The sequence below is a fragment of the Methanobrevibacter sp. genome (genome assembly GCF_036307625.1).
GTDB lineage: Archaea > Methanobacteriota > Methanobacteria > Methanobacteriales > Methanobacteriaceae > Methanocatella.
Window position 1 is genome coordinate 1 of record NZ_JAXJXF010000134.1, and the last position, 13,769, is coordinate 13,769.

General features: G+C 31.7%; 16 protein-coding genes. 12 read left to right on the plus strand and 4 right to left on the minus strand.

Translation table 11 applies throughout. The annotated features are described in order from the left end of the window. The first annotated feature begins 181 nt into the window (after nt 1-181). Nucleotides 182-1,432: a methyl coenzyme M reductase-arginine methyltransferase Mmp10 gene (gene mmp10, locus UIB65_RS08705; RefSeq protein WP_330040982.1), complete on the plus strand. Its 1,251-nt coding sequence runs from the start codon at nt 182-184 to the stop codon at nt 1,430-1,432. Between the two features lie 12 nt (nt 1,433-1,444). Here the strand turns inward: mmp10 and UIB65_RS08710 are convergent, their stop codons facing one another. Both UIB65_RS08710 and UIB65_RS08715 read right to left on the minus strand, forming a co-directional pair. Then, nucleotides 1,445-2,368: a methanogenesis marker 7 protein gene (locus tag UIB65_RS08710; RefSeq protein ID WP_330040983.1), complete on the minus strand. Its 924-nt coding sequence runs from the start codon at nt 2,366-2,368 to the stop codon at nt 1,445-1,447. A gap of 61 nt (nt 2,369-2,429) precedes the next feature. Beyond that, entirely contained in the window at nt 2,430-2,948 is a 519-nt protein-coding gene (locus UIB65_RS08715; protein WP_330040984.1) for a hypothetical protein, read from the minus strand. A gap of 39 nt (nt 2,949-2,987) precedes the next feature. Between UIB65_RS08715 and comB the strand changes: the two genes are divergently transcribed. The 5 genes from comB (at nt 2,988) to UIB65_RS08740 (ending at nt 7,488) form a co-directional block, all read left to right on the plus strand. Further along, nucleotides 2,988-3,677: a 2-phosphosulfolactate phosphatase gene (comB, locus tag UIB65_RS08720; protein ID WP_330040986.1), complete on the plus strand. Its 690-nt coding sequence runs from the start codon at nt 2,988-2,990 to the stop codon at nt 3,675-3,677. A 65-nt stretch (nt 3,678-3,742) separates the two neighbouring features. Next, nucleotides 3,743-4,915 (plus strand): TraB/GumN family protein, encoded by a 1,173-nt coding sequence (locus tag UIB65_RS08725; RefSeq protein ID WP_330040987.1) that lies wholly within the window; start codon nt 3,743-3,745, stop codon nt 4,913-4,915. 67 nt (nt 4,916-4,982) lie between these two features. Next, nucleotides 4,983-5,195 carry a DUF1922 domain-containing protein gene (locus UIB65_RS08730; RefSeq protein WP_296804401.1) on the plus strand — a complete coding sequence of 71 codons (213 nt, stop codon included), beginning with the start codon at nt 4,983-4,985 and terminating at the stop codon, nt 5,193-5,195. 23 nt (nt 5,196-5,218) lie between these two features. Further along, nucleotides 5,219-6,541, plus strand: a complete 1,323-nt coding sequence (locus tag UIB65_RS08735) for a hemolysin family protein (RefSeq protein WP_330040988.1) — start codon at nt 5,219-5,221, stop codon at nt 6,539-6,541. A 2-nt stretch (nt 6,542-6,543) separates the two neighbouring features. Further along, nucleotides 6,544-7,488, plus strand: coding sequence for a calcium/sodium antiporter (locus tag UIB65_RS08740; RefSeq protein ID WP_330040990.1), 945 nt, complete (start codon nt 6,544-6,546; stop codon nt 7,486-7,488). Here UIB65_RS08740 and UIB65_RS08745 read toward each other — a convergent pair. Beyond that, nucleotides 7,447-8,322, minus strand: coding sequence for a TIGR00269 family protein (locus UIB65_RS08745; RefSeq protein WP_330040991.1), 876 nt, complete (start codon nt 8,320-8,322; stop codon nt 7,447-7,449). The genes UIB65_RS08740 and UIB65_RS08745 overlap by 42 nt on opposite strands. A 52-nt stretch (nt 8,323-8,374) precedes the next feature. Here UIB65_RS08745 and UIB65_RS08750 point away from each other — a divergent pair, with 52 nt between their 5' ends. Further along, entirely contained in the window at nt 8,375-8,680 is a 306-nt protein-coding gene (locus UIB65_RS08750) for an MTH1187 family thiamine-binding protein (protein WP_296804405.1), read from the plus strand. Nucleotides 8,681-8,687: 7 nt separating this feature from the next. Here UIB65_RS08750 and UIB65_RS08755 read toward each other — a convergent pair whose 3' ends face one another. After that, entirely contained in the window at nt 8,688-9,791 is a 1,104-nt protein-coding gene (locus tag UIB65_RS08755) for a DegT/DnrJ/EryC1/StrS family aminotransferase (RefSeq protein ID WP_296804406.1), read from the minus strand. Between the two features lie 106 nt (nt 9,792-9,897). Here UIB65_RS08755 and UIB65_RS08760 point away from each other — a divergent pair, with 106 nt between their 5' ends. From UIB65_RS08760 to UIB65_RS08780, 5 genes are all read left to right on the plus strand, one after another. After that, the gene (locus UIB65_RS08760) at nt 9,898-11,061 is read left to right on the plus strand and encodes a tRNA (guanine(10)-N(2))-dimethyltransferase (protein ID WP_296804407.1); all 1,164 of its coding nucleotides are present in this window, start codon (nt 9,898-9,900) and stop codon (nt 11,059-11,061) included. Nucleotides 11,062-11,301: 240 nt separating this feature from the next. Next, the gene (locus UIB65_RS08765) at nt 11,302-11,778 is read left to right on the plus strand and encodes an Lrp/AsnC family transcriptional regulator (RefSeq protein ID WP_296804408.1); all 477 of its coding nucleotides are present in this window, start codon (nt 11,302-11,304) and stop codon (nt 11,776-11,778) included. Nucleotides 11,779-12,008: 230 nt separating this feature from the next. Further along, a complete protein-coding gene (gene mptA, locus UIB65_RS08770; RefSeq protein WP_296804409.1) occupies nt 12,009-12,950 on the plus strand; it encodes a GTP cyclohydrolase MptA in 942 nt (313 codons plus the stop codon). A gap of 11 nt (nt 12,951-12,961) precedes the next feature. Then, the gene (locus tag UIB65_RS08775; protein WP_296804410.1) at nt 12,962-13,396 is read left to right on the plus strand and encodes a DUF2120 family protein; all 435 of its coding nucleotides are present in this window, start codon (nt 12,962-12,964) and stop codon (nt 13,394-13,396) included. 8 nt (nt 13,397-13,404) lie between these two features. After that, a partial coding sequence (locus tag UIB65_RS08780) for a radical SAM protein (protein ID WP_330040995.1) occupies nt 13,405-13,769 on the plus strand: 365 nt, incomplete at its 3' end.

Sequence of the window (13,769 nt, forward strand, 5' to 3'; positions counted from 1 at the left end):
ATATAAATACAATTAATTTTCTAAAAATAAAGTTAAAATCATATGAATTCATAAAAATAAAAGAAAATAATAAATTATTACTTTAAGGTTCAATAGTAATAAATAATACTAAAAGTAATAAGAAATTTCTCCAAGAAAAATCGTGAATTTTTATATAAAATAAAAATAAAAATTAAATAATATGCAACTTGTAGCAGATGTTGGAGGCATACCTGGAAGAGACTGTAACGGTTTTTGTAAATACTGTTACTTTAGAAAGGTAAAAGAAGTTAAAAGTTTTGGCTGTGCACATTGTCTACCCAATAAGATTGGTTGTGAAAGGTGCAGTAAAGGAGTTTCCGAAACACAGGGTGATTTTAAATCACCATTTGAAGTGATGAATGAAGTCCAAACTGCAATGATGATGGCAATGGGGCATCAAGGGGAAATAAGTGCTTACATAAGTGGAGGGGGCGATATAAGCTGTTATCCCCACCTCGAAAATCTAACTGCCAATCTAAACCAATTTTCAATTTCATCAGTTTTAGGATATACCTGCGGAAAAGGAATAGATGACTCGGATATGGCTACAAGATTAATCAATAATGGCGTTAAAGAAGTTTCATTTACTATTTTTTCATCTGACCCCAAACTTCGAAAGGAGTGGGTTAAAGACCCTAACCCTACAGAAGCCCTAAAAGCATGCCAGATATTTTGTGAAAATATTGATCTGACAGGTGCTGCGGTAATTATCCCTGGCGTTAATGATGGTGATGTTTTAAGAGAAACCTGCAACTCATTGGAAGAATGGGGTGCAAAAGGAATGCTATTAATGAGATTTGCAAATACATTTAATGAAGGATTAATATTGGGTAATGAACCAATCATAAAAGGCCTTGAATCACAGCCTGTTGAAGAATTTGGCGAACTTGTTAAACAGATTAATTCCGAATATAAATTTAGGGTTAGCGGAACACCAGTATGTGACCCTGAAACTGGAGGGCCATTTGCAATAGCTAAAGATGAAAATGAAGTATTCCTTCAATTTATCAAACCTATCACAGGTGAAGCAACAATCATTACTTCAAAAATTGCAGAGCCGTATCTCTCCAAAATATTTTCAAAATTAGAAACCGGAGAAAATGTCAATGTTGTTGCATGTGAAAAAGAAATAGCTTGCCTAATTACAAAAGAAGATTTGGAAAAACTTGATTTAAGCGAAATAAAAGATACTGCAATAATACCTGGAAGGTCCTTTGTTCATCAACTTGACGCTGAAAGGATTTTAAGTGCCGATGGAGTCGAAAGACTTATAGGCCGAGGTCCGGATACCTTAAGTATGGATGGGGAATTAAGCATCGACATGACTGATGAAAATGTCATAGAACGAGAATTAGAACAATTTAATGATTTGGTTGATGCAATAAACTTCTTCGGAATGAGAAGAATTTAAAAAAAAAGAGAGTTAGTTTGAATTCTCAACAAGAGAACTCTCACTATTTATTTTTACTAAAATATAATCATACATAAATGACTTTTTAATTTCAGCAATTTCTGATAATTTTTTACCGTCAATAACAACATTGGCTATCAGATCGGCATATTTATCATAATTTAATTTTACACGAACACCATCCAATTGTGAAGTTACAGGTGTTGGAGAAATTACGTCCTTAATTTCATCAACTTGATTTTCAATTGCATTTTTTACAACAATGGAAGGTACCAATGGTGCATCGAGAGTCATTTCACGTTTTTTATCACCCAATATTTGTTCGATAGTTTCAACCAATTTATCAAGTGCGCGTACATCAGGTCCCCTTCTGAGCCTTCTTGGAATTCTACCAAGACCACCAACATAGGCATCTGCACCAGGAAGTTCTTCAACAGGAATATCAGGAGCCCCTGTTACAATTACAGGAATGTCAATATCATCATATAAGAAAGATTTTTCTTTAATACAATTTTCGAAACTGCCTAATACAAAGACTGCAATATCATGTTCTTCAATTAGGCTTTTTTCATTTTCAGTAATGCCTGAAGTTCCTTTTCCATCCCCTCTTGCAAGACCAATCATATTATCTTTTGCACCGAATTCCCGTAAATATTCAGAGATATCACAAGCAGCATGAGGCAAATGATGTCTAGCCAAAGTTGGAGAAATAATTGCTATTTCAGAACCTGCCATAGGAGCTACAGCCAATTTAGCTAACAATTCATGGGATTTTTCTTCAATTTTATCAACATCTTCTATAGGAACTGCTAAATTTAAAACTAACTCCATCTGTTGAATACTTTCTTGAAGAATAAATCCTCCCAAATCTTCAATCAATTCTTTAATTTCTTCGCTTTTGTGAACTCCACCGGTAAATATCAATGATTCATACATTTTTAACAACTCTCTAAAAAATGCAATTTATATAATATATTAATAGATTTTTATTTTCTAACTATATTAAATTTTCCAAAATGGAATATCTTACCTCTATTCTTTCAAAGGGATTTTTTGAAACAAATCCATGTGATGGAATTTCAACCAAATTATCGGTTTCAATCACATTATCTTTCAAATAATCCGGGAAAACAACAAAATCAAAGTCATTATCAACTATATTGAACCCCATATCCGAAACTATATCCTTTAAAAATTCCGAATAAACCTTAATGTTAATATCCCTTTTAAAATGTGAATTCAAATATTTAGATGAAAGTTCATAATCTTCAAAAAATGAATTGATTTCCTCATCAGACAATTCATTTTGAGCAACTTTAGAAACTTTTTTGATACTTTCAAAAACTTGCACGGGAGTATTCAGTTTAATTGGTAACGAATCCATTTCAACTTTACTTTCTGAAAGTAAAATAGCCAAATCACCATCTTCCTCATCAGGATATTTATTTACAACATAGTTTGAAATTCCGGCCAACTTTACAATTTCTTCGCACATGGGTGTTGTGACAATTTTCATAATAATATTATTATACTAATATAAAATATAAATTATTTTATGAAGGTAACATTAAGTTTTGAAAAAACAAGCAGTGACGATGTATCAATAATGGTAGATGCATTAAGAGCAAGTACAACCATAACCCTTGCCCTGAACAATTTTAATAGAATAATTCCTTGTTTTACACCAGAAGAAGCATTTAAATTAAAAGAGAAATATGACTGTGTTATTGCTGGAGAACGTGGAGGCGAAATGATAGAAGGCTTTGATATTGGAAACTCACCGCAAAATGTAGAAAAATATGAAACCGACAAGGACACACTCATATTAACAACAAGCAATGGAACCCGAATTCTTGAAAATATGAATTCCACAGTCCTTGTGGGAGGCATGGTGAATGCGAAAGCTGTTGGAAAAAAAAGTACGCTACTGGCTAAAGACCATATTGATGTTGTGATGGCAGGAGTAAAAGGAAATTTTGCACTTGAAGACTTTTTAGCCTCCGGAGAAATATTATATTGGATTTGCCAATATTCCGATGAATATGAATTAAATGATTATGCCAAAGCTGCAATATTGGCAAGTAGAGATTATGAAGCTTTAAAAGAGGGATTTTATAACTGCAGGTCAGGTAAACGTTTAAAAGGACTTAATCACGAAAAGGACATTGAATGCTGCTTTAGTAAAAACATTACAACCAATGTTGCAATCTATGAAAATAATGAATTAAAATTGATTAAAGATTAAGTTTATATATCATATTTTCATAATATTATTAGATATAATTAAACTATTAAAGAAGTGTATTATTAATGAAAAGAGAATGCTTAACAATAATCGGTACTGCGCATGTATCTTCAGAAAGTGTTGATGAAGTAAAAGATGCCATTTATGAACAACATCCCGAAGTTGTGGCAATAGAACTCGACAGAGGAAGATACATCAGAATAAAAAATCAAATGATGGGAATAGAAGAAGATGATGCAATATCTGTCACCCAGATAATAAAAGAAAACAAGGTAGGGCTATTTTTTACTACAACCCTTCTAGGATATTTCCAATCAAAAATTGGTGCCGATGTTGATGTGAAACCAGGATCAGAAATGATTGGTGCAATTGAAGCATGTGAAGACTTAGGAATACCTATAGCCTTAATAGATAGAGAAATTAATACTACACTTCAAAGAGCTTTAAATAAGATGGGATTTGTTGAAAAAGCTAAATTTTTATTTGGACTTCTGACATCCGTCGTTGGCGGTGATGATGAAGAAGAGGAAATTGACATTGAAGAATTGAAAAACCCCGAGAACCTCGATGATTTAATGGAAATGTTTAAAGATGAAGCTCCAAGTGTATATGAAGTTCTTGTTCATGAAAGAGATGCATATCTTGCAGGAAAACTACTTCAAATACCTCAAGACCATGTAATTGCAGTTGTTGGAGCTGGACATAAACCGGGAATTATCAGATATCTGGATAATCCTGAAACATTACCTCCAATTCATGAATTGGAAAGCCTTGATAAAAAAGGTGGAATTCCATGGGTTAAAATAATCCTAGCACTTATTCCAATTTTATTTGTTGTGATATTTTTTCTGGCATACCTTAGCGGGATAAATATAACCGGAAACTTATATGAATTTATAATAATCAGTATGATAATGGGATTTATTGGTTCAATACTTTCAGGCTCAAAAATCCAATCCGCAATTGTCGGAGGAGTTGTAGCTCCTCTAACCATTATTCATCCATTGCTTGCAGCAGGTTGGTTTTCAGGTTTAACTGAAGCTAAATTTAGAAAAGTCAGACAAAGGGACATAAAAAATTTAGCGCATGTTAAAAATTTTAAAGATTTATGGCAGAATAATATCTTTAGAATACTGTTGGTTGTTGTTGGTACCAATATAGGAGTCAGCATAGCAACTTTAATAATTTTACCATCCCAAGTTTTCATACCTTTATTCATGAAAATATTTGGCGGATAGTGAAAATTTTATATAATATCTTTTAATATATTCATAATTACAATTAATTTTAAATGGAAAAATTATCATGTATCTTATATTTCGTTGTGACTGTGGTCGTGCATTATATGCAAAGGAAGGAGTGGCTACACGCAAATGTGTTTGTGGAAAAACCTTGAAAGTTAAATCAAGACGAATATTTAAGAAAGTGGCTACAAGAGAAGATGCTTCACTAGCAGTTCAAGAAATGCAAGATAAAATATATGGCAACACTGACTTTCAACTAGCCAGTGACCTATAACTAGTTTTAATGGTCTGTTAAAAATGATTGGAACGATACTCGAGATAATTATAATATTAATATTAATAATACTCACAGGATATTTATCAATGGCTGAATTGGCTGTTGTTTCTGTTAGAAAAGCAAAAATGCAAAAATACTTAGAAGAAGGAAATAAAAATGCTGAAATTGTCATGGAGTTACTAGAAGATCCAAACGAATTTTTATCAACAGTCCAAATAGGAATTTCACTTATTGGTGTTTTAACTGGTGCTTTTGGTGGAGTTACATTAGCAGAACCTCTCGCTAGCATGATTTCTTTTGTACCTTACAGCGAACCGATAAGCGTAGCCATAGTAGTTATAATTACTACATACCTCACATTAGTCGTAGGAGAAATCGTTCCTAAAGTTATTGCATTAAACGATCCAGAAAGAGTATCACTAAAAGTTGCAAAGAGCATGGTGATTCTTTCAAAAGTTTCAAAACCCGTGAGTTTTGTTCTTGCAAAATCAAGCAGCTTCCTTTTATGGTTACTGAGAATCGAAAACAAAAATAATGACATAGTTACCGAAGAAGAAATCGAATTAATGATTAAAGAGGGAAGAGAAGATGGAACAATTGAACAGGAAGAAGAAGACATAATCAAAAGGGTTTTCAAACTTGATGACCAAAAAGTTGAAAGCATAATGACACCCCGTAATGAAATAATATGGATTGACCTTGAGGATGAACGTGATATTAACAAAGTGAAAATTATTGAAAGTAAAAGGTCAATTTTCCCAATTGCAAGCGGAGAACTTGACGATTTCATTGGAGTTGTACAAGCAAAAGATATTCTTTCAGCAATGTTCAGTGAAGAAAAATTTGATGTTCAAAAAATCGTTAAAGAACCATTAGTAGTTTCTGAACATTTAGAAACACTGGAATTATTAAAAGAATTCAAAGAAAATCAGGGTTATGTTCATATGTCACTTGTTGTTGATGAATTTGGAAGTGTAGAAGGTTTAATTACATTAAACGATTTACTTGAAGGTATTGTAGGAGACATTCCAGGTATTGACGAAGATGACGAACCACAAGCCATTGAAAGAGATGATGGAACATGGTTAATTGACGGAAGATACCCAATAGACAGATTTAAAGAACTATTTGAATTTAATGACACACTACCTGATGAAGAGGAAGATGGATATACCACTCTTGCAGGATTTATATTGAGTTTGAGTGGAACAATACCTGATGAAAAAGACAAATATGAATGTGGAAGGTTCATATTTGAAATTATAGATATTGACGGTCACCAAATTGATAAAGTTCTTGTAACCGAATTAGAACCTCAAGAACCAAATGAAGAAGAGGAATAAAAATGGATGCTTCAATAATTTTACAATTTGTTTTATTAATAGTGGGATTTGTATTTTTAATTAAAGGTTCTGACTTTTTTGTTGATGGCGCAAGCAGTGTTGCATCCCTTCTAAAAATTCCAACAATAATTGTTGGACTTACTATAGTTGCATTTGGAACAAGCGCTCCTGAAGCTGCAGTTTCAATTACTTCATCATTAACTGGAAGCAATGCAATGGCTGTAAGTAATGTTATCGGAAGTAACTTATTTAATATTTTGATGGTTATAGGTATTTGTGCATTATTAGGCGATTTACTAATGGAAAAAAGTGTTTTGAATAAAGATTTGCCATTTCTTGTTGGAATAACTTTATTACTCGCAATATTCATATTCATGGGTTGGAATATTGCCAATATAGAAGGAATAATTTTACTTTTAATATTAATATGTTACATATTTTATCTTGTTAAAAATGCTAGAAAATCCAAAGATGCTAATGTGGTTGAAAAAGCGAAATTAACTCCACTAAAAAGTGCAATATTCATTATTGTAGGACTTACAGGTATCGTAGTTGGTGGAGATTTAGTTGTAAACAGTGCATCAAATATAGCAATAGCACTTGGAATGAGTGAAACATTGGTTGGTTTGACAATCGTGGCAATTGGTACATCTTTACCAGAACTTGTAACCTCACTTACTGCTTTAAAGAAAGGAGAAAATCAGTTGGTTATAGGTAATGTGATTGGGTCAAACATATTTAACATATTATTCGTACTTGGTGCAAGTAGTGCAATAAGCCAAATACCTCTCGACCCAAGCATGATGACAGATGTGCTATTTATGGTTGGAGTCACCATATTATGTTTCATATTTGGTAAAACTCAAGAAAAATACGATAAAAAAGAAGGAATTATATTGGTTTCATTATTTGTTATTTATATGGCCTTCGCAATTCTCAGAAATTAATTTTTTTAATTCACAAGCCTTACAGATATTTGATGAAGTTGGTTCACCACAAACTTCACATTCATTAAGGCTTGTGGAGATATCATTTTCAAAAGTTAATATTTTTTGAAACGATTCCATAACATTATTTTTAATACCTGGATATTTATCTTCATTTACATTTAAAAACTCTTTAATTTTAGCTCTTAAAGATAAATGAGAATAAGGACACTCATCCAAATGAATATCAATATCATTTAAAACCGCCCACATCCCAACTTCTTTTTCTGGAGTATTCCACAAAGGTTTAATCCTTGGAACCAATTTCGGATGAATCACATCCAGTTCGGGACCAAATTTAGAAAACTTTATTGTATCCCCTCGAGCGAAACTCATTAAAAAGGATTGAATTTCATCATCTAAATTATGCCCAGTGGCAATTTTACAGGCCCCCAATTCATAAGCGGTTTTATTTAGGATGTTTCTTCTGAACACCCCACACGGAATGCAAGCACTTTTAAAGTCCTGATAGATATCGTCTAAAGCAAAACCTTCATCATCCTTAAATGATTTTTGAACAAGTTCAATATCCAAATCCTCTGCATTTTTAATAGCAGAATCAATTCCATGTTGTCTGTAACCTTCAATACCCTCATCAACACTAATTGCCACTAAATCAAAATCTAAAAACTTTTGATAATTTTTAAGAGCATGTAAAGTCAAAACACTGTCCTTTCCACCAGATAAAGCAACAGCAATTAACTCATTTTTTTTAATTAGGGAATAATCATCAATTAATTTATTTATTCTTGTAAAAATCTTTTCATTGAATTCTTCTTTGTTTAATTTAACCATTACTAAATTAATTTATACAAAGATAAATAAATAATTTTACCAGGTGAAAAAAATGATAACATGTGATTTTGCAATACTGCCTGTTGGAACAGAAACTACAGAATGCAAAGATTATGTAACTGCTGCTGTTCAATCCATTAAAGATTCCGGGTTAAATTATCAATTAACAGGAATGGGAACACAAATAGAAGCAGAAAACTTAGAAGAATTATATTCAGCAATAGCAACTGCCCAAGAAGCCCTATTCGAATTAGGCATTGGCAGAGTATATACAGTTATAAAAGTAGATGATAGAAGAGATTTAGAAAATAGAACATTAGATGCAAAAGTCGATACCGTTAACAAAATGTTAAAATGAAAAAAAATTAGATTTTGGAAGAAGCAGTTTTAACAGCTTCAATTACCAAATCCAAATCTTCTTTTGTAAGAGACGGATGGACCGGAAGGGAAATTACATTGTCGGCTGCAAGTTCAGCATTAGGACAATGCCCTTCAATTCCTAATGTTTTATAAACTGGTTGATTGTATAATGGAATAGGATAATGAATTCCAGTTCCAACACCGCAATCATTAATTATATCCACCCAATCATCACGATTTCCTTTTTCAACACGAATAGTGTATTGATGGTATACATGTTTTGATCCATATGAACAATAAGGAGTTACAACACCATCCACTTCTTTTAAACCATTGTTTAAATAATCAGCATTTTCAATTCTTTTTTCATTAAATTCATCAATTTTATTTAATTGTGCAAGACCTATTGCTGCGGAAATGTCAGTCATTCTGAAATTATAACCTACATCATCATGATGATATCTGACACTAGCACCATGAGCTCTGAATATTCTAGCATTTTCAGCCAAATCTTCATCATCAGTGGTAATCATTCCACCTTCAGAAGTTGTCATGTTTTTAGTTGGATAGAAACTGAAACAGGACATGTCTCCCAAACTACCAACTTTTTCCCCATTACACATCGCACCATGAGCCTGAGCGGCATCTTCAATAACAATTAATCCATGTTTTTCTGCTATTTCATTAATTCTATCCATGTTTGCAGATTGTCCATATAATTGAACCGGCATAATAGCCTGAGTATTCTCAGTTATTAATTTTTCAATAGAGTCAGGAGATATTGTATAAGTTTTTAAATCAATATCTGCAAATACGGGTTTAGCACCAGTGTATAAAATAGAGTTTCCACTAGCAATAAAAGTGAAAGGAGTGGTAATTACTTCATCACCTTTTCCAATACCTGCAGACAACAAAGCAACATGTAATGCAGCAGTACCTGAATTGACAGCAACACCATATTCTGCTCCAACCCATTCTGCAAATTTTTGTTCAAATTCTGCAACTTTAGGACCTTGAGCAATCATTCCAGATTTTAAAACTTCAACTACATTTTCAATTTCTTCATCGCCAATTATTGGTTTTGCAATAGGAACTTTAATCTCTGACACAATTATCACCATAAATATAAAATTAGATTAATTATTATACTAATATTTAAATCTAATAATATTTAAAACATTACATAATTAACAAAGATAATATGAGTGTGAATTAATGGATGAATATAAAATTAAACAAATTGAAGAGGGATTAACAAAAATTGAATTTCCCGAGTTTGATAAAGTTTCATCTGAAGCGCCTGTTTTTTACAATCCCCACATGGAACTGAATAGGGATTTATCAATTCTTGCTATTCAAGCATTTCAAAAACAAGAGCAAAGAGAACTTAATATATGTGATTTGTTCGGAGGCAGCGGAATCAGAGGCATCCGCTATAAAAATGAAATTGATGGAATCGGAAACGTATTTATTAATGACATAAGTGAATTGGCAAATCAATACGAACAGCATAATATTGAATTGAACAATTTAGAAGATATTGAAGTTCACCAACATGATGCCAGCATGTTTTTAAGAATGAAACGGGGAGAATTTGATGTCATCGATATCGATCCTTTCGGAACCCCTTCACCATTTCTAGATTCAGCAGGATACTGTGCCCGCAGAAATTCTTTATTATGCGTTACAGCAACAGATACCTCAGCATTATGCGGAACCTACAAGGAACCATGCATTAGAAAATATAATGCTAAACCATATAAAAGTGAATACTGTCATGAAAACGGGATTAGAATTCTGGCAGGTTTTGTAGCGCTTACTTTTGCAAAATATTCAAAATGTATAAAAATTTTAATGTCACACAGTACCGAACATTATATGAGATTATACATAAAAATTGAAAAAGGTTCTAAAAAAAGTGATGAAACACTGAAAAACATTGGATACATCAGTCATTGCAAACATTGCCTACACAGACAGACAAGCAAAGAATTGGCCAGTGCACTTGAAGAAAACTGTCCAGTATGCGGTGAAAAATTAATACATGCAGGCCCATTATGGCTAGGAAATATCCAAAATAAAGAATTCATAGAAAAAATGATTGATGAAACCAATTATAAGAAAATAAATACTGAAAAACAAGCATTAAAATTACTAAATAGTTGTCTTGAAGAATCAGATGCGCCAGCAACTTTTTTTGATGTTCACAGCATCTGTAAATCATTGAAAATTAGTGCTCCGAAACTTGATTTAATTTTTGACGAAATTAAAAAGCAAGGATTTTATGCAGTTAAAACCCATTATAACCCCTTAGGAATAAAAACCAATGCAACTATTGAAAACTTGAAAGAAATACTAATTAATTTTTCAACTGAATGACAAACACACAACCATTAAACAATATTACATCATCATAAATTAATAACTAAATAATATAACAACATATGAAAAAAAATAACAAATGACATAAGAAAAAAAACATGGAAAAAATATCAAATAAATAAAAAATAATTAAAAATAAAAGAATGTTTAAATATGATGAACGATTAATACTAATTTATATAAACTATAACTACAATATTAGTTTTTGGATATTGGTAAAAATATGAAGTGATTATAATGGTAAAAACAAAAGATAATGTTGTAAAACTTGATGATACAGATGTAAACATTCTAAAAATCATTAATGAAGATGTTAGAACATCATATAGGCAAATCTCACGTAGTTTAGATGTATCTGTAGGTACAGTACACAATCGTATTGATAAAATGGTTAAATCCGGAGTTATTAAGAAATTCTCCCCAGTTATAGACCACGAAAAGTTAGGTTTTGTATTAACCACAATCATTGGAGTAAGAGTTAAAGGGGGAAAACTCAAAAACTGGGAAGAAAAAACCTTCTTCAATAAAAATGTTGTCGGAATATACGACGTTACCGGAGAATATGATGCATTTCTAATTGCGAAATTCAGAAATACCAATGAATTAAATTCATTTATCAAAGAACTATTAAAAGACCCAATTATAGAAAGAACTTATACTCAAACCGTTTTAGATGTTATCAAAGAAGATATGGGATCTTCAAACATTTTATAAATTAGTTATGCAGTTGATTAATAACAACTGCACACTTAATTCTTTTTTTTCATTAACTTTAATTCAACATATTTTACATTATTACAGACTATTTTTAAAATACGATGTGAAATACAAATCTTATTGCATATAGCAAAAAATACATTACAAAATCAAAATAATCCTTTAAATATATAAATAGGAAGATGCAATAAATATTAATATTTAACTAAAATTTAGAGGTTATTAAATTGGCAGTATGCTTACCCGACACCCAAGATGACACTCCAAGCATACCTATTAAATTAACAAGAGTAGGTGTAACAGGAGTAAAGAAATTATTGCAACTAGAAAGAGTAAATAAAAGACCTATAATACTGCTCCCAACATTTGATGCATTTGTAGACTTACCAAATGATCAAAAAGGAGTACACATGTCCCGGAATCCTGAAGCAATTAGTGAAGTTCTTGAAACTGTTGCTAACGATAAAGGAGTAGCCGTTGAAACATTATGTGCAAAAATTGTTGACAAGATGATGGCAAAACACGAATATGCCAAACGTGTTGAAATATCAATGACTACTGATTTCATGTTTATGAAAGAATCTCCAGTGACTAAAAATAAAACCCAAGAAATGGCCAAATTAAAAGCAAAAGCTATTGGTTATAGGGATGAAAATGGAGAAGTCACTATTAAAAAAAGTATTGGTGCTGAAGTAATTGGAATGACAGTCTGTCCATGCGCACAAGAATCCGTAAGAGAATCAGACAAAAATAAATTATTAGAATTTTTAGATGAAGAGACTACACAAAAAGTATTGGACACAGTTACTTTTGCTTCACATAACCAAAGAGGAATTGGAACACTGTTAATCGAAGTTCCTAAAGATAAACTTGTTAAAGCTGAAGACATTATTGAAATTATTGAAACTTCAATGAGTTCACCAGTATGTGAACTATTAAAAAGACCCGATGAAAATGCGACTGTTATGAACGCGCATAGAAAACCTGTTTTTGTTGAAGATTGTGTCAGGAACATGATGGAAAAAATTGCAACAAAATATCATGATTTCCCAGATGATACTTTAATTACTTCAAGACAAGAAAATGAAGAAAGTATTCACAGACACAATGCATTTGCTGAAAAAGTAACAACAATGGGTGAATTAAAAGAAGAATTAAAGATTCAATAGGATCTGGTTTAATGAAAAAAACATACGAAATTGCAGGCGAAGTAATGGGTTTTTTCGATTCATTTAAAGGTTCTAGACCTGCAATTGATAACGAAAGTATTCTAATTGTTAGAGGAAAATCTAGAAAAGTATTGCCTATAGACTCTTTTGATTCCAAGCTTATGGAAATTGGAGAAATTCTTGGTGGAACAGAAATAAATGCTGACTCCGATAAAATCGAGGAAGTTCTCAAATCAGGAGATAAACACATTAAAAGTAATGAAAAAACTACAGCAAGCATAGATAGTAAAGGATTCATCAGAATGAAAGAAGAATTAGAATCTATGGGACTGGTGGTTGCTTATAAAGTATTTGAACTTCCAAGCTTTGATGTTGTAATTGCCATTTGGGAAGATAAAAATGAAATACCTCCACTCTATGTGGAAGTTACTGTTTCAGAACATTAAGATTAAATATGTCAAATTTAACTAAAGAAGAAATTCTCACTATATTAACTGCAAAAAAGACAGATATTGTGAAATATATGTTAGAAACTGCAGAATATAGGGAGAATAATCTTATTACTTATTCTAAAAATATATTCATACCATTAACTGAAATTTGCAGAAATGATTGTGGATATTGTAATTTTAAAAAGAACCCTGATGATCCCGAAGCAATAATTCTTAAAACAAAAGAAGAAATTTTAGCAGATTTAAAAGAAGCTGAAAAATATGGATGTAAAGAAGCGATGTTTGCTTTTGGAGAAGATGCAGATGAAGAAGAAATTGTTCGCATCAGATTAAAAGAATTCGGGTACGACAATATGATTGATTATAT

Excerpts from the sequence above, each read along its gene's own strand:
- UIB65_RS08775 (WP_296804410.1), top strand. The coding sequence starts at position 12,962 with ATGAAAAAAACATACGAAATTGCAGGCGAAGTAATGGGTTTTTTCGAT.
- UIB65_RS08745 (WP_330040991.1), bottom strand. The coding sequence starts at position 8,322 with ATGGTTAAATTAAACAAAGAAGAATTCAATGAAAAGATTTTTACAAGA.
- UIB65_RS08750 (WP_296804405.1), top strand. The coding sequence starts at position 8,375 with ATGATAACATGTGATTTTGCAATACTGCCTGTTGGAACAGAAACTACA.
- UIB65_RS08715 (WP_330040984.1), bottom strand. The coding sequence starts at position 2,948 with ATGAAAATTGTCACAACACCCATGTGCGAAGAAATTGTAAAGTTGGCC.
- UIB65_RS08740 (WP_330040990.1), top strand. The coding sequence starts at position 6,544 with ATGGATGCTTCAATAATTTTACAATTTGTTTTATTAATAGTGGGATTT.
- UIB65_RS08735 (WP_330040988.1), top strand. The coding sequence starts at position 5,219 with ATGATTGGAACGATACTCGAGATAATTATAATATTAATATTAATAATA.
- UIB65_RS08710 (WP_330040983.1), bottom strand. The coding sequence starts at position 2,368 with ATGTATGAATCATTGATATTTACCGGTGGAGTTCACAAAAGCGAAGAA.
- UIB65_RS08725 (WP_330040987.1), top strand. The coding sequence starts at position 3,743 with ATGAAAAGAGAATGCTTAACAATAATCGGTACTGCGCATGTATCTTCA.
- comB (WP_330040986.1), top strand. The coding sequence starts at position 2,988 with ATGAAGGTAACATTAAGTTTTGAAAAAACAAGCAGTGACGATGTATCA.
- UIB65_RS08765 (WP_296804408.1), top strand. The coding sequence starts at position 11,302 with ATGGTAAAAACAAAAGATAATGTTGTAAAACTTGATGATACAGATGTA.
- mmp10 (WP_330040982.1), top strand. The coding sequence starts at position 182 with ATGCAACTTGTAGCAGATGTTGGAGGCATACCTGGAAGAGACTGTAAC.
- UIB65_RS08730 (WP_296804401.1), top strand. The coding sequence starts at position 4,983 with ATGTATCTTATATTTCGTTGTGACTGTGGTCGTGCATTATATGCAAAG.
- UIB65_RS08760 (WP_296804407.1), top strand. The coding sequence starts at position 9,898 with ATGGATGAATATAAAATTAAACAAATTGAAGAGGGATTAACAAAAATT.